This is a genomic window from Paenirhodobacter huangdaonensis (assembly GCF_004022465.1).
Classification (GTDB): Bacteria; Pseudomonadota; Alphaproteobacteria; order Rhodobacterales; family Rhodobacteraceae; genus Rhodobacter; species Rhodobacter huangdaonensis.
Genome location: NZ_SAVA01000002.1, coordinates 122,365 through 144,233, shown reverse-complemented (window position 1 = coordinate 144,233; position 21,869 = coordinate 122,365). Strand labels below are relative to the sequence as shown.

Here is a 21,869-nt window from a genome sequence, read left to right as displayed (position 1 = left end):
GTCCCAGCTGTGGATTTTTCAGCCACCGCATTAACAGAGTTGCGCATGATGATGAAGCTCGACAGGAAATGGATCTGGGCGACGCTGGCTGTCGCCGCCTGCGGGGCGGGCTGGTATGGCTGGCAAACGTTAAGAACGCCCTCCCTGCCCGCCGGGATCGCCTCTGGCAACGGCCGGATCGAGGCGACCGAGGTCGACATCGCCGCGCTCTCCAGCGGCAAGATCGCCGCGATCAAGGTGCGCGAGGGCGATTTCGTGCACCGCGACGACGTGCTGGTGCAGATGGATGTGGTCCAGCTTCTGGCGCAGAAGCGGCAGGCCGAGGCACAGCTGCGCCGGGCCCGGATCGGCGTGGACACGGCGGTGGCCCTGGTCGCTCAGGCCGAGGCGCAACGGCGCGCGACCGTCGCCCAGGTCGACCAGGCGCAGTCGGTGCTTGATGCCGCGGTTCTGCGACTGAACCGCTCGGAACAACTGGTCAAGAACAGCACGCTGTCGCAACAGACGCTGGACGACGACCGTGCCAGCGAACGTCAGGCGCGCGCCGGCCTCGCTTCGGCGCAGGCTTCGGTGGCCGCCGCCGAGGCCGGGGTCGGCTCGGCGAAGGCGCAGGTGGTCGACGCCGAGGCAGCGGTCGACGCGTCGCAGGCGACGATCGATTCCGTGACCTCCTCCCTCGATGATGCCACCCTGGAATCGCCGCGCGACGGGCGCGTGCAATATCTGGTGGCGCAGGAGGGCGAGGTGGTCTCTGCCGGAGGGCGGGTGCTCAACCTCGTCGATCTGAGCGATGTCTACATGACCTTCTTCCTGCCGACCTCGCAAGCGGGCAAGGTGCGCGCAGGGTCCGAGGTGCGACTGGTGATGGATGCCGCGCCGGATTTGGTTCTGCCCGCGACCGTGTCCTATGTCGCCGATGTGGCGCAGTTCACGCCGAAGACGGTCGAGACCGCCGAGGAACGCGAGAAGCTGATGTTCCGGGTCCGCGCCCGGATCGATCCGGCGCTGCTGCGCGAATACATCGACTATGTGAAGACCGGCCTGCCGGGCATGGCCTATGTCCGGCTTGACCCGTCGGTGGACTGGCCCGCCTCGCTCGCGAATGTGGTGAAATGAGCGCCCCGGTCGCCTCGGTCGCGGGGCTGACACTGCGCTACGGCGCGGTGACGGCGCTCGACGGCGTGACACTCGACATTCCCGCCGGCCGGATGGTCGGGCTGATCGGCCCCGACGGGGTCGGCAAGTCGAGCCTGCTGTCGCTGCTTGCCGGGGCGCGGCAAATCCAGCAGGGGAGCGTCAGCGTTCTGGGCGGCGACATGGCCGACAAGGGCCACCGCGGCCGGATCTGCCCGCGCACCGCCTATATGCCGCAGGGCCTCGGGCGGAACCTCTATCCGACGCTGTCGGTGCAGGAGAACCTCGATTTCTTCGGCCGCCTGTTCGGCCAGGACGCCGCCGAACGCGAGCAGCGGATCTCCGGCCTGCTGGCCGCCACCGGCATGTCGGCCTTCCGCGACCGGCCGGCGGCGAAACTTTCGGGCGGGATGAAGCAGAAGCTCGGCCTGTGCTGCGCGCTGATCCACGACCCCGACCTGCTGATCCTCGACGAACCGACGACCGGCGTCGACCCGCTGTCGCGGCGCCAGTTCTGGGACCTGATCGACGCCATCCGCGCGACCCGCCCGGCGATGAGCGTGATCGTCGCCACCGCCTACATGGAAGAGGCGGCGAATTTCGACTGGCTGGTGGCGATGAATGCGGGGGCGGTGCTGGCGACCGGCGCCCCGGCCGAGCTTCTGGCGCGCACCGGTGCCGACACTCTGGACGACGCCTTCATCGCGATGCTGCCCGAGGCCGCGAAGGCCGGGCACAGCCGCGTCACCATTCCGCCGCGCGCGACGACCGGCGAGATCGCGATCGAGGCCGATCATCTGGCCATGCGGTTCGGCGAATTCACCGCGGTCGACGACGTCAGCTTCCGCATCGAGAAAGGCGAGATCTTCGGCTTTCTCGGCTCGAACGGCTGCGGCAAGACCACCACGATGAAGATGCTCACCGGCCTTCTGCAACCAACGGAGGGGCGCGCCAGACTGTTCGGCCAAGAGGTCGATCCGACCGACATGGCCGTGCGCCGCCGCGTGGGCTTCATGAGCCAGGCCTTTTCGCTCTATGGCGAACTGACCTGCCGGCAGAACCTCGACCTCCACGCCCGGCTGTTCAAGCTCGCCCCGGAGCGCATCCCGGCGCGGGTGGAGGAGATGATCGCGCGTTTCGGACTTGCGGAGGAGGCCGACACCTTGCCCGGGGCGCTGCCGCTTGGCATCCGCCAGCGGCTCTCGCTCGCGGTGGCGATGATCCACGGACCCGAGATCCTGATCCTCGACGAACCCACCTCGGGCGTCGATCCGGTTGCGCGCGACAGCTTTTGGCAGATCCTCGGCGCGCTGTCGCGGCAGGACGGTGTGACGATCTTCATCTCGACCCATTTCATGAACGAGGCGGCGCTGTGCGACCGGATCTCGCTGATGCACGCCGGGCGCGTGCTGGTGAGCGACACGGCACAGGCGATCACCGCCTCAAGAGGGGCGGCGACGCTGGAGGAGGCCTTCATCGCCTATCTCGTTGAGGCGATGGGGGAGAGCGCGGCAGCCCCCGCGCCCGTCGCCGCCCCCGAAACGACGTCGGTTCCGCCCGTGCGCAGCTTCAGCCTGCGCCGCCTGCTCAGCTATTCGCGGCTGGAATCGTTGCAGCTGCGGCGCGACCCGATCCGGCTGACCATGGCGCTGCTCGGCTCGGTTCTGCTGATGTTCGTCATCGGCTACGGCATCAACATGGATATCGAGAACCTCAATTTCGCCGTCCTCGACCGTGACCAGACCAACACCAGCCGCGACTACATCCTCGACATCTCCGGTTCGCGCTATTTCGCCGAACAGCCACCGCTCACCAGTTACGACGAAATGGATGCGCGGATGCGCAGTGGCGAGCTCAGCCTGGCGATCGAGATCCCGCCACATTTCGCCGAGAACATTGCGCGCGGGCGCGACGTCGAGGTTGGGGCCTGGATCGACGGCGCCAACCCGACACGGGCCAATACCGTGGTGGGCTATGTGCAGGGCATCCACGCGGCATGGCTTACCCGTCAGGCGCGCGTGCTTTACGGCGACGCGGCGGTGCAGGGCAATTTCGAACTGGTCACCCGCTACCGCTACAATCCCGACATCAAGAGCATCGTCGCCATCGTCCCCGCGGTGATGCCGCTTCTGCTGCTGATCATCCCGGCGATGCTGACGACGCTGAGCGTCGCGCGCGAGAAGGAACTCGGCTCGATCACCAATTTCTATGTCACGCCGGTGACGCAGCTCGAATTCCTGCTGGGCAAGCAGCTTCCCTATGTCTTTCTGGGGATGCTGAATTTCGCTCTGCTGATGGCGATGTCGGTGATCCTGTTCGGCGTGCCGTTCCACGGCAGCCTGCTGTCGCTGACGCTTGCGGCCTTCCTGTACGTGCTGAGCACCACGGCGATCGGCCTGTTGGTTTCGGTGTTCATCTCGAGCCAGGTGGCGGCCCTGTTCGCCACCGCGCTCTTCACCATCATTCCCGGCGCGCAATATTCGGGTCTCATCGACCCGGTCTCGGCACTGAGTGGCGCCGGCCGGATCATCGGCGAACTCTATCCGACGACCTGGTTCATCGTCGCCGCGCGGGGCACCTTCTCCAAGGGGTTGGGGATCGGAGATCTGACCCAGGCGCTGGTGATGCTCACCGTCGCTGTGCCGGTGTTGATCGGCCTTGCCGCCGCCTTCCTGCGCAAACAGGAGCGGTGAATGGACCTGCGCAATGTCTGGCAGCTCGGGGTGAAGGAGTTGCGCGGCCTGCTGCGCGATCCGGTCATGCTGGTGCTGATCGTCTATTCCTTCTCGCTGTCGATCTATTCCTCCTCGAAGGCGATGCCGGATGCGTTGTCGAGCGCGGCGATCTCGATCGTGGACGAGGACCGTTCGCATCTCTCGGGACGGATCTTCGACGCCTTCTACCCCCCCTATTTCGTGCCCCCGAACCGGATCACCACCTCGGAGATGGACCGCCGGATGGATGCCGGGCTCGACACCTTCGCCCTTGACATCCCGCCCGATTTCGAACGCGACGTTCTGGCGGGCAAGGTCCCCGCGATCCAGCTCAACGTCGATGCCACGCGGATGAGCCAGGCCTTCACCGGCAACAGCTACATCCAGCAGATCGTGACCAGCGAGGTTTCCGAATATGTCGCGCGTTACCGCGCGGCCGGCAGCCTGCAGGTCGGCCTGACGCTGCGGGCGCGCTATAACCAGAACCTCGATCCGGTCTGGTTCGGTGCGATCAACAACGTCGTGCAGGCGATCATGATGCTGTCGATCGTGCTCACCGGCGCCGCGCTGATCCGCGAGAAGGAACATGGCACGATCGAGCATCTGCTGGTGATGCCGATCACCGCGGCCGAGATCATGCTCTCCAAGGTCTGGTCGATGGGGTTCGTGGTGCTGATCGCCTCCGGTCTGGCGATTGCCTTCGTGGTGCAGGGGCTGCTGGCGGTGCCGATCCTCGGTTCGGTCGGGCTGTTCATGGCGGGGGCGGTGCTGATGCTCTTCGCGATGACGGCGCTCGGCATCTTTCTCGCCACCGCTGCCGGCTCGATGCCGCAGTTCGGCCTGCTGATGATGCTGGTCATGCTGCCGCTGCAGGTGCTGTCGGGCGGTCTGACGCCGCGCGAAAGCATGCCCGAGCTGATCCAGAACATCATGCTTCTGGCGCCGACGACGCATTTCATCATGTTGTCGCAGTCAATCCTGTTCCGCGGCGCCGGGTTTGCGGTGGTCTGGCCGCAGTTCGCCGCGCTCGCGGCGATCGGTGCAGTGCTGTTCTGGCTGGCACTCGGGCGGTTCCGGAGATTCCTGCAGTGAGGCGCAGGCCCCTCGTCCCCGCGCAGCTTGCCTGCGTCGACATGCGCGTGCCGCCCAGACCCCGCCGCGCCGACATGCGCGTGCCGCCCGCACCGCCGCGGCCGGCAGGGACTGCCCGGCCCCCGTATGCCTGCGGCCCCGAACGGCCAGCGGAGCCGGGTCGCACAGATGGCGTCCTTGCTCCCCGCCCCCATCGAGAAATGCCCGCGCGCACGGATCGTCGGCCACGGTGCCGTCGGGGCACCGCGATGCCAACCGGCTGACAACATGGAGCCCGGCGCCCCCGCCCCCAAGGAGGACAGGACCATGGCTGGCCGTGATCGCGGCGAGCCCCCCGTCAAAAGGCCGACCCGGCATGGAGACCGGATCGGCAGGGGGGGGATGCTTGCCTCGGGGGAGGCCGCCGCGGCGGGCGTGGTCGCGCCCTCTGACGGAGATCTGCGCTCCATCACGCCCGTCGCAGCACGAAGAAAGATACAGCAGCAATGCCGAATGTCAACAATTGTTGACTTCTTGTTTTCCAACGCATTATCACAGGTCTGCGCGCATCGTCTCGGCGCTGGGGCGGCGGTTTCCCCGGCACGTCTCAGAGCCCGGAGCCATGCACTGCAGAGGCCGGGATGAGCCCGTCCGCGCCGCGATCCGGAAATCCAGCAATACCGCGACGAAACCGCGGGGCACTGCCGATCTGGCCGGAGAAGAGCACGCCGTGGCGCGCGCCGCAGCCAGGCCGCAATGCCCTTCATCGCCTCCTTGCCTCAAACTGGCAAAGAAGGCCTCCGCGAAACTCGGGGCTCTCCCGCCCCTCTCTTCTCCGTCCATTTCCGCAAGGTCAGACCGATGTCCGAGTTGGAACGCAGTACGAAAACCCGCACCACATACCGCCGAAGGGTGAGGTCGACGCGCCCGATGACCTCTACAAGCAGGGCTGGCGCACCGCGAAGTGGCGCGATGACGTTGACACCGAACGCTTGGCGGAGATCGGAAGCGCGGCATGATCCGTTCATATCCGGACCTCCCATTCAAGGTGCAGTCGATCCGCCAGCCGTGGGCATGGGCCGTCCTCCATGCCGGAAAGGGCGAGGGAAACTGCAACCGGAGCGCCAGCTTCCGGGGGCCGGTCGGTGTCCATGCCGCGATGATCGATGCGCTGATGCGCCGGGAACGGGGCCAGCAGAAGGCTGGAAAGACCCGTGCCACGCGGACGAACACGACCGGTGCCGGCCCGCGACCTCAGGAGAGAACGACGATGACCGATAAAATCGAGGGCTTCACCGATCTGATCACAGCCGGGAAAGCGCGCGCCCCTGATCCGGCGCTCCGGGCGCCCGCCGTTCTGGCGGACCTGAGCGCGATCATCGGGCAGGAGGCGCGCCCCGGCACAAAGAGCACCCGCGTTCCGGGAAATTTGGTCACCGTCAGAGGTTCCTCAGCCGAATTCAATGTGGCTGGTGTCCATGAGGCTGTTGTGGGCGCGGGCTATCGGCTCAACACCCGCAGCGAAGACCGTCAATTCGCCGACGTCTGGCTCGAGATCAGCTGGGGGGATCGGGAATGATGGGCACGTTCCTGTTCTATCTTGGGGCGCTTCTCGGCATCATGGCAATGGTCGTGCCTCTGGTGTACGGGGTGCGGCTTCCAGCGGACGCCATCGCAGAGAGCTATGGGGCGGCGCTGTTCTGGATGGTCTTCGGCCTCGGGCTCCACTTCCTGCACATCAGGAAGGGAAAGTGACGGGAGGCCTTGCTGATCTCGCGGCGGAAAGGTGCGGATCGCAGCATCGGGCTATTCCCGGAATACGATTGCGATGTCGAACCATATGGCGTCGGCCCGGCCCGGCATTCCTCCGATGATGCGCCCGCCGAGCTCCCAGGGCGCGATCAGCAGCAGCAGGTCGCACTGCATTTCGAAAGACGCACCGTCGCCGTAGCATTCGCGCGGAACGGTATGGCCGAAGAGGCCGCAGCGGATAGAGAGATCCGCAGCGCCCCGCGCTTCCCGAGGGCATCGCTGGAGGCGGACCAGTTCGTCATGCGGTATCGGGCGGGCTTGGGTTTGTTCATGCCCCCTCCCCCGCATGCCCCTCGACCAGAACGGGAAAATCCGGATGCAACGGGCTCGGCAGAATGCTTTCTCCAGGGCAGGTGGCGGGCCAGGGCCGATGCAACAGGGCCCTGAGTTTGCGCCAGTGCCGGTCAGAATGGTTGACAATAGTTAGGCGCCATATTATTCGGCACCTTATGAAAAAAGAGCTTGAGCAAAAACACATGGCGTTGCTGGAGGAGGCTGAACGTCGGGCTATCGCGCCGACGGACAACATCCGCGCGTGCTTCGAACTGTTGGCATTGACTGGCGCGATTGATCGCGATTGTGCCATCCGGCTAGCGCGGCATCGCCTTTCCGAAGGCAAGTTCGTTCTGCTGTTTCTTCTGTGCGACAAGCCAGACGGGCTGTCGCCGCATGAACTGGCCGAACGTGCGGGCGTGACCCGGGCGACGATCACCGGGCTTCTCGACGGCCTCGAACGTGACGGGTTTATCGCCCGGCGCGGCGGCCTCGAAGACCGGCGCAAGATCGCCGTCGCATTGACCGAAGCTGGCCAGAAGATGGCGCGTGATCTGTTCAACGAGCATACCGAATGGGTCGCGTCCCTGTTTGAAGGCTTTACCGCAAACGAACGCAAGACGCTGAATGACCTGTTGGAACGTATCTGGCGAAATCTGGGCCCCCGCAGGCAGCCGGTCGGCCAGGACACGGATGCGCGCGCATGAGCGGCGCGAAGCCCCGGGGGCGCGGCATCAAGGATATTGCCCCGGATCGCCTCGCCCGTCTCAACGCCGGAACGGCTGAGGCCGCGACACTGACCGAATGTCTGGCGGTCGATTTCGCGATACTCTTGCGCAATGCCCTGCCGGAAATCGGCACGGACGCCCTGGCCGAAATGGAGCGTGGCGCAGCAACAGGCATATCCGGGCGCATGTCGCTTGCCGCGCGACTGATCCGGCGGGAGCTTGGCGACACCGCACTCGACCGGCTTGGGCGGCACCAATCGGATACCGCGCGCGGCTGGGCCTGCTTTATGATCGGTGCGGCCAGCATGCCCCTGCGCGACCGGCTCGCAGCCATCCGGCCCTATGCCGATGACCGGCATTTCGGTGTCCGGGAATGGTCCTGGATGGCTGTCCGGCCGCATCTTGTCGCTGACCTCGAAGGCGCCATCGCCATTCTGGCCGACTGGACCGCCGCCCCGTCGGAGCGCATTCGGCGTTTCGCCTCGGAAGCGATCCGTCCGCGCGGCGTGTGGTGCCCGCATATCGCGGCACTCAAGGCAGAGCCGCAGCCCGGACTTGCGATTCTCGAACCGCTTCGTGCGGACCCCTCCGGCTATGTGCAGGATTCGGTGGGCAACTGGCTGAACGATGCCGGCAAGGATCACCCCGATTGGGTGCAGGCGCTCTGCGCCCGCTGGTCTGCCGAAAGCCCGACACCCGCAACCGCGCGCATCTGCAAGCGCGCCCTTCGGTCGATCCCTCCCGCTTTCCAACACTGATCAGGATGCGTTTCATGCCCCACTATCTCGCCGAGCTCTACACGCCGAAACCGGCATGGCTGGGCCTCTCTGCCGAGGAGCGCCAACGGTTCCTTGCAGCCATCGGTTCCGCTATGCCTGCCTTATCTTCCCTCGGGGTGGAGGCTCTTGCTCTGGGCAAGGTCGATCAGACCAAACTGCATGCCGCGCCACAGACATTCTTTGCAGTGTGGCGCTGCCCCGACGACGCGGCGCTCGACGCGCTCGTGTCCGGCATCGCGCAATCGGGCTGGCACGACTATTTCGAAACCGTCAATGCCGGTGGCGACGCAACCGATCTGGCCGGCCATCTCGCGCAGCTCAGCGAAGCCGCGCAGCGGTAGCCAAGACAGGAAGATATCTTCGAGCAGATCGCCTTGGTCATTCCGCTTGGCGCGAGGGCGTGGTGCCGGCGGTATCCTTTGGCCGCCTCCCTCGCCGCCTCCATCGTGGCAAGCAGCAGCGCATAGGCTGTTGCAGCTGGCAGTTGGCGGGGGTGGCGGTGTGAACGGTGTCGACGACGAAGCGGTCAGCCGCGAACTCGTTGGCGCGCACGGACGAGACCTTGTTCCGGTCGATGCGGTGAGCGCCCGGCGCGAGCCGGACCTGTCGCATTTTGTCGACCATCTCCATAGCGACTGCCTTTCACTCCGGCTGCGTTCGTAAGTCAGGGCGCAACACCCTACCCCATGTTGTTGGCGGCACTCAAAAGCGCCCGGACGGATGCCGTGGCAACATCGGGATCAATGCCCGCGCCGAACACCGTTCGGCCATCCGTTGTGCGGCATTCGACATAGGCTGCCGCTTGCGCGCTGACGCCGTGACCGATGGCGTGTTCCTGGTAGTCAGCAACGTCCACCAAAGGACCGCCCGCTTCCTCGAGTGCGGCCACAACCCTGGAGACCAGGCCATTGCCTCGCCCGGAGAGAGAGCAGAGCCCTCCGTCGACGGCGATGCGGCCCACGAACAACCGCTGCCCCGCCGGCCCGGTCTCCTCGTAATCCACGAGCACGAACCGATCGGTCGGACGTGGCAAATAGCCGTTCTCAAAGCACTGCCAGATGTCAGCGGCGTCGAGTTCACGTCCGATATGGTCGGCCAGCTTCTGCACCTGCGCGCTGAAATCTGACTGCATACGCTTGGGCAGCTTCAGGCCCCGATCCTGCTCTATGACCCAGGCGACGCCGCCCTTGCCGGACTGGCTGTTGACACGGATGACGGCCTCGTAGGTCTCGCCGATATCCACCGGATCTATCGGCAGATACGGCATCTCCCATATGCCTTCGTTGCGCTGTTCCTGCGCGACGAACCCCTTGCGGATGGCGTCCTGATGCGATCCGGAAAAGGCCGTATGCACCAGTTCTCCGGCATAGGGATGCCTGGGATGAACAGGGATGCCGTTGCAATGCTCGACAGCTTCCACGACCTGGCGCATCGCCGGGAAGGACAGGCCGGGATCAATCCCCTGCGTGTAGAAGTTCAGCGCCGTGGTCACGAGATCCACGTTTCCGGTTCGCTCGCCATTGCCGAACAGGCAGCCTTCTACGCGATCCGCACCGGCAAGCAGTGCCTGCTCGGCCGCAGCGACTCCTGTGCCACGATCATTGTGGGGATGAACGCTGATGACGACCGCATCCCGCCGCGAGATGTGGCGGCAGAACCATTCGATCTGATCGGCATAGACGTTCGGCATCGCGACTTCGACCGTCGCCGGCAGGTTCAGAATTGCCGGGCGTTCGGGGGTGGGCTGCCACACGTCAAGCACACGCTCGCAGATGTCGAGCGCGAAGTCGGGCTCCGTGAAGCAGAAGGTCTCAGGCGAATACTCGAAAGTCCAGGCGGTCTCGGGGCGTTTCAGGCTCTCCTCGAGCATCGCGGTGACGCCCGTGACCGCCAGATCAACGATTTCATCTCGCTCCATGCCGAAGACCACACGCCGGAACAGCGGCGCCGTGGCATTATAGAGATGGACAATGGCGTGGTGGGCACCGTCCAGCGATTCAAAGGTCCGGGCGATCAGATCCGTCCGCGATTGGGTCAGAACCTGAATCGTCACATCATCCGGAATTCTGTCCCCCTCAATCAGCCGGCGAACGAAGTCGAATTCGGTCTGCGACGCCGAGGGAAAGGCGATCTCGATTTCCTTGAAACCGATCGCGACCAGCATGTCGTAGAAGCGCTGCTTGCGTTCCACGCCCATCGGATTGGCCAGCGCCTGGTTGCCGTCGCGCAGGTCGGTGGACAGCCAGCGTGGCGCTACGGTCAGGCGCCGCGACGGCCATTGCCGATCCGGCAGATCGACAGGCGCGATGAAGGGACGGTATTTGGTTTCCGGGTTTTTCAACATGAGTGATTTCCGTTGCACGCGAAAAGGAGAAAGCGGGCGCGGCTGCATACGGCCGCCAGGATGCCGTCAGTCCTGGCGACCAGCTGTAAGTCGCGGCGCGGCGGCAAGGAGCTACTGCCCCCGCGGTGGATCGAACCGGGCGCAGATGCTCGCCCAGGGCAGCTCACCAGCCGCCCGCGCCGCGAAGCGCGGCTGGATTTGACGGCTGATGAGGCGGGCGATTGCAAACATGGGAAGACACAAAGACCTATTCCGGACTGGCGCTACCATATCTTCGGCAAGCATGATACTCTTGCGCGCAAGTGGCATTCATCGTCGCAAAAGGATCAAACCGGGAATGCCGGAGAAAACCGCCACCGATCGGATCGTTGTCGTCAGCCGAGACGCGCACTGCTTCGCCAGCGCGCGCCATACGCACCAGCAGGCGCAACTCATTTATGCGATCAGCGGCGTTGTTTCCGTCACAACGGCGGACGGCACATGGGTCGTTCCACCGAGTCGGGCCGTTTGGGTGCCGGCGGGCATCGAGCACGAGACAAAAAGCCATGCCGCCGTGCAGTTTCGCGCATTGCTGATCGACCCGGCCGAGGTGAAAGGGATCCCCGGCGTTTGCGCAGTGGTGGAGGTAACGCCATTGTTGCGCGAGCTGATCCTTCGGCTTGCCGCGCTCGCCGAAAGGCCACGGGGCGCGGAATTCGAACGCGCCGTCACCCGGCTACTGCTGCTGGAATTGTCCTTCCTGCCCGTGGAGCCGCTCAACCTGCCGTTTCCCCGACACGCGAAACTCGCGCGTTTCTGCCAATGGATACAGAACGATCCTGCCCGCGCCGTCGCTCTGGAGGAAGCCGCCGGCGCACTTCATATGAGCAGATCGAGCTTCATGCGGCTCTTCCGGCGCGAGGTCGGCGTGAGTTTTGCCCACTGGCGACAGCAGGCGCGTTTATTGCATGCGCTGTCATTATTGGCGGAAGGGCAGTCGATTTTGAATGTCGCCCTCGCTTGCGGTTATGACAGCCCAAGTGCCTTTTCCGCGATGTTCCGCCGTTCTCTTGGAAGATCACCGAGCGAGTATTTTGCAAGCCCTGCGGCGATCAAAGGGGGGTGAGCCGGTGCTGGTATGCCAAAGGCAATAGGTGTCCGTCCTGATGGCTCTGTTGCAGAGATCGTGTGATGGTCGAGGTCCCCCTTCCCTCGCGCAGACCTATCCCGCGGCCTCTGTGACAGGGATACCGAGAGCGGTGCAGCCATTCAGGAATGAGCCATGTCGAGCCATCGGTCCGAGCGACGCGGACGAATGATGCAGACCTGGAGCTCGGCAACTTGGCGGTCGACGTCCCGCGCCATGAGCCGCTGGCCGAGCCGTTTCACACAGTGCATCCAATCGTCGGGAAAACGATCCCCCGGATCATTTTCTGATCCTCCTCATATCCCGGCGCGGCTCCTGCGGTGATATCCGCTCGATCGTCACCAGAGGGCGCCGCCGAGGTATTTTGATGCCCGCAGCGCCTCGTTTCGCGCGACCGCACCAGCAGTTGGTGATCTTCCACGGTTTGGCATTCCCGCGGGGCGGGATAACGGCATGTGCGTCGCGCTCGGCACCGGCATCGTGGCATTAGCGCCTGTCATGGGCGCCATCGGCGATGGCGCGGCGGATCTCCTGGCCCTCGGGGATCTGGCCGAGAAGGTCGGGCAAGACCGGCGCGGCGCCGACATGGCTTTCGGTGATCTCGACGGCCCGGACCGCCAGCGTCTGCTCGTCGATGCCGAGGTGAATCTGAAGCCAGACGCGCCGTTGCGGGCCGCCATGCTTGCGGGCGTGCCCCTCGCCTTCGCCCTCGACCTTGATGCCAGGGCTATCGATCAACCGGTGCAGCGGCCCCTTCGCCCCACGATACGGGATGTTCACGGCGGGGGTCTTCTGGCGGCGAGACAGCGTGCTGAAGCCGGGGACCGTCCAATCGACGTCGACCAGGTGCAACAGGCTTTCGACGCAGCCGGTTGCTTGCCGCAGGGCCATGCCGAACAGGATCTTCCTCGTCGGGCAGGTCTGGCTGGCGGCATCGCTGCAGGTCGGCTGTCGGCCGCGCCTGCCTGTCGGCACGCTATCCCGGTTCATGGCCGGGTCGAACCAGATCGTCAGCGAGCCCCGGCGTCTGAGCGCGCCATTGCAGGCGGCCCAGTTCCTGGTCCTGCAGGTCGGGGATGCAGGTCTGCTCATGCATCCCAGCGACCACGCTGCTTGCAAGAGATGAATCCCCGGCGGGATTGGGGCAACAGAACCTCCTGACGACCCAAATTGAGTTCAGTTGACAGCAAACTCACTGAACTCAGATCTGGTATTCTAACCAAATCCGATGGGTGCCATCTTCATCGACGGCAATTCCCCCGGAACCGGGAATGCCCAGAAAATCGCGAATGCCGCTTCCATCGACGATGCGGAACATTTCGTCTTCACGGCTTCCACTGATGGTAGATGCTGAATGGATAAAATTGAAAGAACCGAACTTCCCTTGAACGTCGCCTTCGAAACTCTCCATCGCGACGTAGGTGCCCATCTTCTTGGAATGATCGAAGGCAGAAGTGAAGATTGTGGCAGACGTGCCGTCAATCTCTCCGAAGAAATGCTTCACCATAACGGCAACAGAAACCGGCAGGGCAGTTTCGATTGAGGGCTGCGGGGAGAGGTTCGCTGGCTGAAATCCATCAGCTGAAAAGGTAGCGTCCGCTCTCACGACAAATCTTCAGTTCATTTCTCAATGTGCACACCGATCAGGGAGCATATGCTCCCATAATGTTCTCACGCCTTCCTTATCAATGGCGTCGTTGCACAACGCCGGCCTCAGGCATGATTTCCCCGTTCCCTTCAGCCACGGAGAACGCAGACGATCTCGGCCGTTCCGAGGGCCGCGAAGCGGTTCATCACTGGATACGGATCCGGATTTCCGCGGTCTGGCGATCGGGGCCTCTGGCGGCGATGCGGTAGAGGGCCTTGGCCTAGCCGTGTTCCTCCGGCGCATCGCGCCACCACACCCCATTTCGATTGATGAAGACGGTGCCGCTTAGGACGCGACGATCATCGACGCGAAGCTTGCCATGGCTCTTCGGAAAAAACGGTTTGAGACGCTCTCACTGGGCGTCGCTCAGCCGGAAATTATTACTCATCGATCAGGTCTCCTTGCGGAGCCTGACTCATGCCAGACGCATGGAATCAATAGGGCCTGAGCCCAGGTTGCCGTCGCCGCAGAAAACCACGGGTGACCAGGCGTCAGCTTCAAATTCTGCCGCAGGCGAGTGTCAATGCCCTTGACGCGAGCACCGCCGACGCAACACATCTGTCGCAATAGCGGTTCAAAGCCATGGCACACGAAAGCCCGCCAAGTGATTTTGTCTGGCTCATGGGTAGCGTACGAACATACCGGGAGTCAACGTGATGGAAAATATCGATCAAAGCTATAAGTGGCCCTATAGAATAATACTTATAGTGTGGCTTTTTATTTTCACTATGCACGCAAATAATTTTTACATTGTCGACGTTCGTGAAATTAGCGCATTGCAGTGGTCTGGATTTGTAGCGGACACGACGAAAATGAGCAACAGCATCTTATACAACAGCTCCGCCGGCGGTTATGGAGAACATTTACTGTTATCGTTTTTCCTTTCATTGATTTGCGCGGCTTTGATGATAATATTGATAGTTCGACGCCTGTTGGTTGCGTTGTCTCTCGCATCGCATCCTGTTGAAACGCGTACAGCTATTCTCGCAGCCCTAATAGTTTTCAGCACCTACATGGTACCCATTCTTTTTCCATCTCACGATATATTCTACCTGAGCAAAGGAACTCGAATGAGTGGAATGCCGGGCTGGCTGAAGCTCTTCGTGATTACCGTTGGATGGCCGGCACTGACCGTGATGTCATTTGATCTCGTTGTAAACCCAGAAAGAAGTCATAATTTTCCCACGCGCAGATCATGATATAAAACAGGGCGAGAAGGCGCTTGAAATATTAGACTCAGGACTCGTTCCGGATCATGGCCAGAACCAGTCAATTGCGGCGGGCATGATCTCGGAAAAGAACGTCTCCGGGCACCAGAGTATCGGGTGGCCGGGCGACATGTAAAACCCGATCGGCCACCCCTTCACATCGGCGACAGCGTGCAGTTTGGTGTTCGTCCCACCTTTGGTTCGCCCGATCTGGCATCCGCGCCCCCGCTTTTTGCCCTGCGGGCTCGACGCCGCGCGGTATGCCTTGCGATAGGTCACGTCGATCATGGTCGTCTTGTGTTCGGCGCTTTCGGCAGCGAGGCCGACCATAATCCGGGCGAAGACGCCATTGTCGCTCCGGCGCTTCCAACGGTTGTAGAGGGCTCTGGCCCGGCCGTATCCCTTCGGCGCGCCATACCAGCGCAACCCATTGCGATTGATGAAGATTGTGCCACTGAGGGCGCGACGATCATCGACGCGGGGCTTGCCATGGCTCTTGGGGAGTGAGGCGGATCAGAAAACAGTCCGGGGGACTGTTTTCCCGACGAACGGCTTCAGACGCTCCATCTGGGCGCCGCTCAGCCAGTAAAGATTGCGCATCGGCCCGATCTCCTTGCGGAGCCTGAAACATGCCAGACGCCTGAAATCAATGGGCCCTGCCCCGAAGAGGAGGAGTCTACGCTCGGTCAAGTTTCAGGCATGCAGGCATCGGGCGATAGCGTAGAATCGGCGGCTCGCGATACAGCACGGTGGTGTGCGGTGACCGGCGGCAATACCGGATCATAGATGGAAATCGGCGAGGCTGGCGGACGGGATGGGATTCGAACCCACGAGACGGTTCCCCGCCTACACACTTTCCAGGCGTGCGCCTTCGACCACTCGGCCACCCGTCCGGGGCCGTGTCTAGCCGCAAAGCCGGGGCGGATGCAAGAGGCTCCGTCACCTTCCGAAACCGCCGCGCCAGGCCCCCCGGGCCGGGCCGGCAAACCGGGGCGGTGCGGCCGCCCGCGCTTGCCTCGGCCCCGGCCAGTGCCTAGGCTGGCAGCGCCCCTCACTCCGATCCGCGCGAAGGAAATCCCATGCAGCTGCCCGTCGAGCCTGGCCAGACCGTCCGCAGCGAGAAGATGCGCGACGCCTGGCGGCTGTCGAACATGCTGCTCGGCATCATCGCCTTTGCGCTCGTGCTGTTCTTGCTGGTGCAGGCGCGTTTCGTGCTGATCTCGCTCGCCATCGCGATCATCCTGTTTTCGCTCACCTCCGAGGCGATCGCGGCGATCGGGAGGGTGCGGATCGGGCCGTTGCGGGTGCCGAGCTGGCTGGCCTCGATCGTCGCGCTCGCGCTGATCGCCTCGGGGCTGCTCACCGCCACCGCGGTGCTGCTCGCCCAGGCGAACGAGGTGGTGACGATGGCCGTCGCCTATGCCGGCCCTGCGCAGCGCGCGCTGGCGAGCCTGTTCGGCTGGATGGGCGCGGATGTCGAGCAGGCGGTGCTCGAATCGATCCAGAAGATCGAGATCGCGGGCTATCTCAGCACGCTGGCCGGGCAGGCCTCGAACCTGCTCTCGGCCGCGGTGCTGGTGATCCTCTTCGTCGGCTTTCTCTTTGCCGAACGGATCTGGTTTCCCGCGAAACTCGAGAACCTGATGGGCAGCCCGGAAAGCGCGCGCAATGTCGAGCGCACGGTGGCGCGGATCATGCGGCGGGTGAACCACTATCTGCTGGTCAAGGCCGCGGTCTCGGCGGTCACCGGCGCGGCGGTCTGGGGGGTGTTCACCGCCGGCGGCTACGAGCTGGCGCTGCCGGTCGCGGTGCTGACCTTCGCGCTGAACTTCATCCCCTCGATCGGTTCGATCATCGCCACCGTGATTGCCGGGCTTGCCGCCTATATCCTGAGCCAGGACACCGCTGCGGCGCTGACCGTCTTCGCGATCTGCGGCGCGCTGCAATTCGTCATCGGCAACATCATCGACCCGATGCTGATGGGCCACGCACTGCGGCTGTCGAGCTTCGGCATCATCATCTCGCTCGCCTTCTGGGGGGCGGTGTGGGGGCTGCCGGGGATGTTCCTCGCGGTGCCGATCATGGTCGCGCTGATGATCGTCTGCGCTCAGTCGCAGACCCTGCGCCCGCTCGCGGTGATCCTGTCGCGCGAGGGGCGGCCGGACAGCGAGTGATCCCGCCGCCCGGCGCTGCCCGGTCTCAGCGGCTGTCGCCTTCCTCGGCACCGTCGTTGTCCGAGAGCGTCACCGCGTCGCGCCCGGCATCGAGCGGGTCGGTGGGCGGGGCGACGGGCTGTGCGGGTTCCGAAGGCACCACGCCATGCGGCACCGCCGCCCCGGCCCCGGCCACCGGCGCAGCAGCCGTGCCCCCCTGCCCGGCCCGCGTCAGCGCCTCGGGGTTGCGCAGCCAGATGTCGCGCTGCGCGAAGGGGATCTCGATCCCCTCCTCGACGAAGCGGGCGTTGATCTGGTGGTTGATCTCCGAGCGCACGCGGACGGTGAAGTTCACGTCCGACAGGATCGCGCGGATCTCGAAGTTCAGGCTGTCGGCGCCGAATTCGGTGAACAGCACGAAGGGCTCGGGGTTCATCATCACCAGCGGATGCGCCTCGGCGATCTCCTGCAGGATCCGCGCCACCTTGCGGGTGTCGGTGCCATAGGCCACGCCCACCGGCACGATCAGCCGCCCGGTCTTGTTCGCCCGCGTCCAGTTCGTCACCTGACCGCTGATCAGATCGGCGTTCGGCACGATCACCTCGGAACGGTCGAAGGTCTCGATCCGGGTCGAGCGCACGGTAATCGCCTTGACGATGCCCTGCTGGGAGCCGACCTGGATCCAGTCGCCCTCGGAAATCGGCCGCTCGATCAGCAGGATGATGCCCGAGACGAAGTTCTGCACGATGGTCTGCAGGCCGAAGCCGACACCAACCGACAGCGCACCGGCGACGATCGCAAGCGAGCTGAGGTCGATCCCCGCCGCCGAGATCGCAAGCACCGCCGACAGGAAGATGCCGATGTAGCCGATGCCCGAGACGATCGCGTTCTGACCGCCGCGGTCGAGCGAGGTCTTCGGCAGGATCGAGCTTTTCAGCGCCCCCTGCACCAGCCGCGTGACCGTGTAGCCGAGGGTGAAGATCACCACGAGGGTCAGGAAGATGGTGGGCGAGATCTTCACCCCGCCGAGGTCGAAGCCATTGCGGAACTGCGTCCACAGCTCCATCAGGTCCTCGCGCCGCGCGCCCCAGATCAGCGCGAAGAGCGGCAGCGCGGCCAGCGTCAGCACGAAGCCCGCCAGCACCGGCACCAGCGCCTCGCGCCGGCGCTCCTCGGAGCGGGTGAGAACCACCCAGAGCTCGGCCACGAAGCCCTGCAGCACGGCGACGATGCCGATCAGGCCAAGCGAGGTGATCGCCGGCCAGATCAGCGCATTCGCGGCGCTGACATAGCCGATCAGACCGAGCACCGGCCCGGCGAGGCCGATCAGGATCAGCACATTCGCGATCCAGCGCATCAGGTTCAGCCGGAACGCCGCGTCGTCGTCCTGCGCCCGCATGATCTTCAGCTGCCGGCGCACGAGCTGGCCGACGCGGAACAGCATCAGCCCGGCAAAGACCTGCAGCGGCGCCTGCAACACCGAGATCGCGGCATCGGCGCGTGCCGCCACCGCCTGCGCCTTGTCCGAGGCCATCACCCCCGCGCCGCCGAGGAAATCCTCGGCCCGCGGCGTGATCCAGTTGATCACCAGATACTCAAGCCCGACGGCCACCCCCATCATCACCACGTGGAAGCGGCCCTCGGCGCGGCCTTCCTCGGCAAGGCCAAGCGCGCTTTCCGCGCCCGGCTGGCCCGGGAAGACGCGGCTGCCCAGCCACCAGGCGGTGACGATGAGCAGCAGCACCACCGGCAGCTCGCGGAACAGCTCCATCAGGATCGGCCCGAAGAGCGAGCTGAGCTGCAGCGCGGTGACGAGCAGCACCGCCCCGATGAAGGGCAAGAGCACCTGGCCAAGCGAGACGAAGCCCGAGATCAGGTTGCGCCCGCGCATGGCGGTCTTGCCCAGCAGCCAGCGGGTCATGCCCAGCATCCAGCGGCTGCCGCGCAGCATCAGGATGCCCGAGAGGATCACCAGCACCGCGATCAGCGGCGCGCTGTTGCGCAGCGTGTCGTAATTCGTGGGCTGGGTGAAGCGCCACACCGTCTCGTCGTAGATCCACGCCCCCATCCAGCGGAAGAGCGAGAGCCCGTCGGTCCAGTTCACCGGGTTCAGCGCCGAGGGCGAAAGCCGCAACAGCTTGACCGCCTGGCGCTCGCGCACCAGCTTGTCGATGGTGCGGATGATGCTGTCGGCGCGCGTTGCGGCCTCGCCCGCGGTGATGCCCGGCGCCTGCAGCTTGGCCAGCGTATCGGCAAGCTCGGCGCGGCGCTTGGCGATCGCGGGGTCCTCGGTCTGGCCCTCGGCCGGCAGATCGCCAAGCGAGGCGATCTGGCTTTTCACCGTGGCGATCTGGTCGGCGTTCACCCCCTGCGCATCGGTGAAGGTGGTGCGCCACTGCACCATCTCGGCGCGCAGCTCGGACAGCTTGGTGTCCGAGAGCTTGGCATCGGACACCGTCTGCTCGGCGGTGGTCGCCGTCTTGTTCCAGCTTTTGTAATCGGGGGTGTCGGGTTCCTGCGCGGCCAGCGGCAGCGCGAACAGCATCACCACAAGCCAGAGGCGCAGGAACCGCAGGATCATCCCTCGAACACCTCCGGCACGGCGCGGCCCGGACCGTCGAGCCAGGCCGGCACCGGCAGCCCCTTGCCCTTCAGGAAGGCCGGGTTGAACAGCTTCGACTGGTAGCGGTTGCCGTAGTCGCACAGGATGGTGACGATGGTGTGCCCCGGCCCCATCTCGCGCGCCATGTGGATCGCGCCCGCGACGTTGATCCCCGACGAGCCGCCGACGCACAGCCCCTCTTCCGAGAGCAGGTCGAAGACCACCGGCAGCGCCTCGTCGTCATGGATGTTGAAGCTCATGTCGGGGGTGAAGCCCTCGAGGTTCTTCGTGATCCGCGCCTGCCCGATGCCTTCGGTGATCGACGAGCCCTCGGCCTTCAGCACGCCGGTGGTGTAGTAGCTGTGCAGCGACGCCCCGTCGGGGTCGGCAAGAGCGATCTTCACCCCTTTCGGCTGCAGCGCCATGCCGGTGCCGGCGAAGGTGCCACCCGAGCCGACCGAGGCGACATAGCCGTGCACCCGGCCCTGGGTCTGCGCCCAGATCTCGGGGCCGGTGGTCTCGATATGCGCCTGCCGGTTCGCCACGTTGTCGAACTGGTTCGCCCAGATCACCCCGTTCGGATCGGTCTTGGCGAGTTCCTTCGCCAGCCGCTCGGAATAGCGCACGAAGTTGTTCGGGTTCGAATAGGGCGCCGCCGGCACCTGCACCAGCTCGGCGCCGGCAAGGCGCAGCATGTCCTTCTTTTCCTGGCTCTGCGTCTCGGGGATCACGATCACCGTGCGAAAGCCCATCGAGGCGCCGACCAGCGCAAGCCCGATGCCGGTGTTGCCCGCCGTGCCCTCGACGATCGTGCCGCCGGGCTTCAGCTGCCCCTTGGCGATCGCGTCACGGATGATGAACAGCGCGGCGCGGTCCTTGACCGACTGGCCCGGGTTCATGAACTCGGCCTTGGCGAGGATGTCGCAGCCGGTGATCTCCGACGCTTTCCGAAGCCGGATCAGCGGCGTGTTGCCCACGGCCGCGGCCAGATCCTTGCAGATGGTCATGCCCATATCCTCGCGCAGTGAAATCAGAAGCCCAGACTTAGGCCGCAACCGCGGCCGCCTCAAGCCCCGTCGGAGGTCGCCTCGCCCGCGCCGGCACCCCCCGCCGCCTCGGCCCGCAGCCCCGGGCGCAGCCGCGCCAGCCACAGCGCCAGCACGACAAGCGGCGCGTTTTCCGCCTCGCCGGTCTCGATCAGGGACATCAGCCCGTCAAAGGAGATCAGATGCGAACGGATGTCCTCGCCTTCCGCCTCGATCCCGCCGATGCGGGCGCTGCCATCGGGCAGGTCCGCGAGGCCGAGATAGGTGAAAAGATATTCGCTCTTCGCCCCCACCGACGGATAGAAACGCGGGGCCGCGATCAGCCGCGAGAGGGTGAGTCCCGCCTCTTCCTCTGCCTCGCGCCGCGCCGCGGTCTCGGGCGTCTCGCCGGCGTCGACCCGACCGGCGATCGGCTCGAGGCACCAGGGGTTCGCATCGCCGCGGGCCAGCGGGCCGGTGCGGAACTGCTCGACCAGCAGCACCCGGTCGCGCACCGGGTCATAGGGCAGCACCACCGTGGCATCGCCCGAGACGAAGGCCGCACGTTCGAGCGGCGCACTCATTGCGCCGCCGAAGGTGCGGTGGCGCAGAGTGTAATCCTCGACCGCGAAGAATTTCGTGTAGGGCCGCTCGAGCGCCTCGATCTCGATGTCGCCGGGCTGCGGCACCCGGCGCAGCGTCGCCGGGCGCGGCACCCGCGCCCTGAGCCGCGAGGCGGCGCGCACGAGGATCAGCGGATAGCGGCGGATCGCCGCCTCGAGCGGCAGCACGCCCCGCAATGCCATGTATTCGGCAACGGCCTCGGTCACCGTCTCACCCCAGCGGTCGCGCCAGACGTCGAGATCCCAGGGCGCGCCGGGCTGCCAGTGCGCCGCGCCCTCGAGGTAGCTGCGCGCCGTCACCCGGCCGCCCTCCGCAAGCGCGACCTCGACCGGGTCGGCGTGATAGCCCGCCTCGTAAAAGTCGAGCCGCGGCACCTCGGCGGGCGCGATCTCGGCCACGAGGCCCGGCACCCCGGCGCGCCCCGGCACCAGCATCGGGAAGGACAGCTCCTCGCCCCGGGCATCAAGCGCGACGCGCGCCTCGTGCCCGGGAAGATGGGCGGCGCGCGCCTCGACCGGTCGCCCGAGAACCCGCTCCAACAGCGGAAGATGGCACAAAGTCCCGAAAAAGAAATGAAGTTCCGCCACCGTTCCCGCCTGCTCCTGCCCCGCCCGGGTCGCAAGGCGGC

At 65.1% G+C, this 21,869-nt stretch carries 16 protein-coding genes, 1 tRNA gene and 3 pseudogenes; 11 read left to right on the top strand and 9 right to left on the bottom strand.

What is annotated here, in order from left to right:
• Window positions 1–45 precede the first annotated feature (45 nt).
• The 8 genes from EOW66_RS03775 to EOW66_RS03735 all read left to right on the top strand — a co-directional run bounded on the left by EOW66_RS03775 (window position 46) and on the right by EOW66_RS03735 (window position 8,852).
• Window positions 46–1,116, top strand: a complete 1,071-nt coding sequence (locus tag EOW66_RS03775; protein ID WP_239017486.1) for an HlyD family secretion protein — start codon at window positions 46–48, stop codon at window positions 1,114–1,116.
• Complete coding sequence (gene rbbA / locus EOW66_RS03770; RefSeq protein ID WP_128154966.1) at window positions 1,113–3,827, top strand: ribosome-associated ATPase/putative transporter RbbA; 2,715 nt, start codon at window positions 1,113–1,115, stop codon at window positions 3,825–3,827. Before EOW66_RS03775 ends, rbbA begins: the two co-directional genes overlap by 4 nt.
• Window positions 3,828–4,940 carry an ABC transporter permease gene (locus tag EOW66_RS03765; RefSeq protein ID WP_128154964.1) on the top strand — a complete coding sequence of 371 codons (1,113 nt, stop codon included), beginning with the start codon at window positions 3,828–3,830 and terminating at the stop codon, window positions 4,938–4,940. It abuts the gene before it with no gap.
• A gap of 994 nt (window positions 4,941–5,934) precedes the next feature.
• Window positions 5,935–6,498, top strand: coding sequence for a hypothetical protein (locus EOW66_RS03760; protein ID WP_128154963.1), 564 nt, complete (start codon window positions 5,935–5,937; stop codon window positions 6,496–6,498).
• Complete coding sequence (locus EOW66_RS03755; RefSeq protein WP_128154961.1) at window positions 6,495–6,674, top strand: hypothetical protein; 180 nt, start codon at window positions 6,495–6,497, stop codon at window positions 6,672–6,674. Before EOW66_RS03760 ends, EOW66_RS03755 begins: the two co-directional genes overlap by 4 nt.
• 533 nt (window positions 6,675–7,207) lie before the next feature.
• Window positions 7,208–7,711: a MarR family winged helix-turn-helix transcriptional regulator gene (locus tag EOW66_RS20795; RefSeq protein ID WP_275402034.1), complete on the top strand. Its 504-nt coding sequence runs from the start codon at window positions 7,208–7,210 to the stop codon at window positions 7,709–7,711.
• The gene (locus EOW66_RS03740) at window positions 7,708–8,490 is read left to right on the top strand and encodes a DNA alkylation repair protein (RefSeq protein WP_128154957.1); all 783 of its coding nucleotides are present in this window, start codon (window positions 7,708–7,710) and stop codon (window positions 8,488–8,490) included. The genes EOW66_RS20795 and EOW66_RS03740 overlap by 4 nt, the downstream gene beginning before the upstream one ends.
• Before the next feature lie 14 nt (window positions 8,491–8,504).
• Window positions 8,505–8,852 (top strand): DUF6616 family protein, encoded by a 348-nt coding sequence (locus tag EOW66_RS03735; protein ID WP_128154955.1) that lies wholly within the window; start codon window positions 8,505–8,507, stop codon window positions 8,850–8,852.
• Window positions 8,853–9,190: 338 nt separating this feature from the next.
• Here the strand turns inward: EOW66_RS03735 and leuA are convergent, their stop codons facing one another.
• A complete protein-coding gene (leuA, locus tag EOW66_RS03730; RefSeq protein WP_128154953.1) occupies window positions 9,191–10,855 on the bottom strand; it encodes a 2-isopropylmalate synthase in 1,665 nt (554 codons plus the stop codon).
• A gap of 337 nt (window positions 10,856–11,192) precedes the next feature.
• Here leuA and EOW66_RS03725 point away from each other — a divergent pair, with 337 nt between their 5' ends.
• Window positions 11,193–11,960, top strand: coding sequence for an AraC family transcriptional regulator (locus tag EOW66_RS03725; RefSeq protein ID WP_128155444.1), 768 nt, complete (start codon window positions 11,193–11,195; stop codon window positions 11,958–11,960).
• Window positions 11,961–12,056: 96 nt separating this feature from the next.
• Here the strand turns inward: EOW66_RS03725 and EOW66_RS03720 are convergent.
• The 3 genes and pseudogenes from EOW66_RS03720 to EOW66_RS03710 form a co-directional block, all read right to left on the bottom strand.
• Window positions 12,057–13,073: pseudogene (locus EOW66_RS03720) on the bottom strand (IS5 family transposase).
• A 109-nt stretch (window positions 13,074–13,182) separates the two neighbouring features.
• Window positions 13,183–13,587: a DUF3224 domain-containing protein gene (locus EOW66_RS03715; RefSeq protein WP_128154951.1), complete on the bottom strand. Its 405-nt coding sequence runs from the start codon at window positions 13,585–13,587 to the stop codon at window positions 13,183–13,185.
• A 265-nt stretch (window positions 13,588–13,852) separates the two neighbouring features.
• Window positions 13,853–14,017, bottom strand: a pseudogene (locus EOW66_RS03710) (transposase); the annotation flags it as partial.
• Between the two features lie 268 nt (window positions 14,018–14,285).
• Between EOW66_RS03710 and EOW66_RS03705 the strand changes: the two are divergent.
• On the top strand, window positions 14,286–14,828 hold the full coding sequence (locus tag EOW66_RS03705; RefSeq protein WP_128154950.1) for a hypothetical protein: 543 nt from the start codon (window positions 14,286–14,288) through the stop codon (window positions 14,826–14,828).
• Window positions 14,829–14,957: 129 nt separating this feature from the next.
• On the opposite strand, the pseudogene EOW66_RS03700 reads toward EOW66_RS03705, so the two are convergent.
• Window positions 14,958–15,437: pseudogene (locus tag EOW66_RS03700) on the bottom strand (transposase); the annotation flags it as partial.
• 203 nt (window positions 15,438–15,640) lie between these two features.
• Window positions 15,641–15,730: transfer RNA gene (locus EOW66_RS03695), tRNA-Ser, on the bottom strand.
• Between the two features lie 186 nt (window positions 15,731–15,916).
• Here EOW66_RS03695 and EOW66_RS03690 point away from each other — a divergent pair.
• Complete coding sequence (locus EOW66_RS03690) at window positions 15,917–17,011, top strand: AI-2E family transporter (RefSeq protein WP_380711075.1); 1,095 nt, start codon at window positions 15,917–15,919, stop codon at window positions 17,009–17,011.
• Window positions 17,012–17,036: 25 nt separating this feature from the next.
• Here EOW66_RS03690 and EOW66_RS03685 read toward each other — a convergent pair whose 3' ends face one another.
• Genes EOW66_RS03685 through EOW66_RS03675 form a run of 3 tightly spaced genes read right to left on the bottom strand, consistent with a single transcriptional unit; the run spans window position 17,037 to window position 21,828 of the window.
• Window positions 17,037–19,571, bottom strand: coding sequence for a DUF3772 domain-containing protein (locus EOW66_RS03685; protein ID WP_128154948.1), 2,535 nt, complete (start codon window positions 19,569–19,571; stop codon window positions 17,037–17,039).
• Window positions 19,568–20,599, bottom strand: a complete 1,032-nt coding sequence (locus EOW66_RS03680) for a cysteine synthase A (protein WP_128154946.1) — start codon at window positions 20,597–20,599, stop codon at window positions 19,568–19,570. The genes EOW66_RS03685 and EOW66_RS03680 overlap by 4 nt, the downstream gene beginning before the upstream one ends.
• 59 nt (window positions 20,600–20,658) lie before the next feature.
• A complete protein-coding gene (locus EOW66_RS03675) occupies window positions 20,659–21,828 on the bottom strand; it encodes an NUDIX domain-containing protein (RefSeq protein WP_275402033.1) in 1,170 nt (389 codons plus the stop codon).
• Window positions 21,829–21,869 lie beyond the last annotated feature (41 nt).

Excerpts from the sequence above, each read along its gene's own strand:
- EOW66_RS03690 (WP_380711075.1), top strand. The coding sequence starts at position 15,917 with ATGCAGCTGCCCGTCGAGCCTGGCCAGACCGTCCGCAGCGAGAAGATG.
- EOW66_RS03735 (WP_128154955.1), top strand. The coding sequence starts at position 8,505 with ATGCCCCACTATCTCGCCGAGCTCTACACGCCGAAACCGGCATGGCTG.
- EOW66_RS03740 (WP_128154957.1), top strand. The coding sequence starts at position 7,708 with ATGAGCGGCGCGAAGCCCCGGGGGCGCGGCATCAAGGATATTGCCCCG.
- EOW66_RS03760 (WP_128154963.1), top strand. The coding sequence starts at position 5,935 with ATGATCCGTTCATATCCGGACCTCCCATTCAAGGTGCAGTCGATCCGC.
- EOW66_RS20795 (WP_275402034.1), top strand. The coding sequence starts at position 7,208 with ATGGCGTTGCTGGAGGAGGCTGAACGTCGGGCTATCGCGCCGACGGAC.
- rbbA (WP_128154966.1), top strand. The coding sequence starts at position 1,113 with ATGAGCGCCCCGGTCGCCTCGGTCGCGGGGCTGACACTGCGCTACGGC.
- EOW66_RS03755 (WP_128154961.1), top strand. The coding sequence starts at position 6,495 with ATGATGGGCACGTTCCTGTTCTATCTTGGGGCGCTTCTCGGCATCATG.
- EOW66_RS03705 (WP_128154950.1), top strand. The coding sequence starts at position 14,286 with ATGGAAAATATCGATCAAAGCTATAAGTGGCCCTATAGAATAATACTT.
- EOW66_RS03680 (WP_128154946.1), bottom strand. The coding sequence starts at position 20,599 with ATGACCATCTGCAAGGATCTGGCCGCGGCCGTGGGCAACACGCCGCTG.
- EOW66_RS03775 (WP_239017486.1), top strand. The coding sequence starts at position 46 with ATGATGATGAAGCTCGACAGGAAATGGATCTGGGCGACGCTGGCTGTC.
- EOW66_RS03685 (WP_128154948.1), bottom strand. The coding sequence starts at position 19,571 with ATGATCCTGCGGTTCCTGCGCCTCTGGCTTGTGGTGATGCTGTTCGCG.
- EOW66_RS03725 (WP_128155444.1), top strand. The coding sequence starts at position 11,193 with ATGCCGGAGAAAACCGCCACCGATCGGATCGTTGTCGTCAGCCGAGAC.
- EOW66_RS03765 (WP_128154964.1), top strand. The coding sequence starts at position 3,828 with ATGGACCTGCGCAATGTCTGGCAGCTCGGGGTGAAGGAGTTGCGCGGC.
- leuA (WP_128154953.1), bottom strand. The coding sequence starts at position 10,855 with ATGTTGAAAAACCCGGAAACCAAATACCGTCCCTTCATCGCGCCTGTC.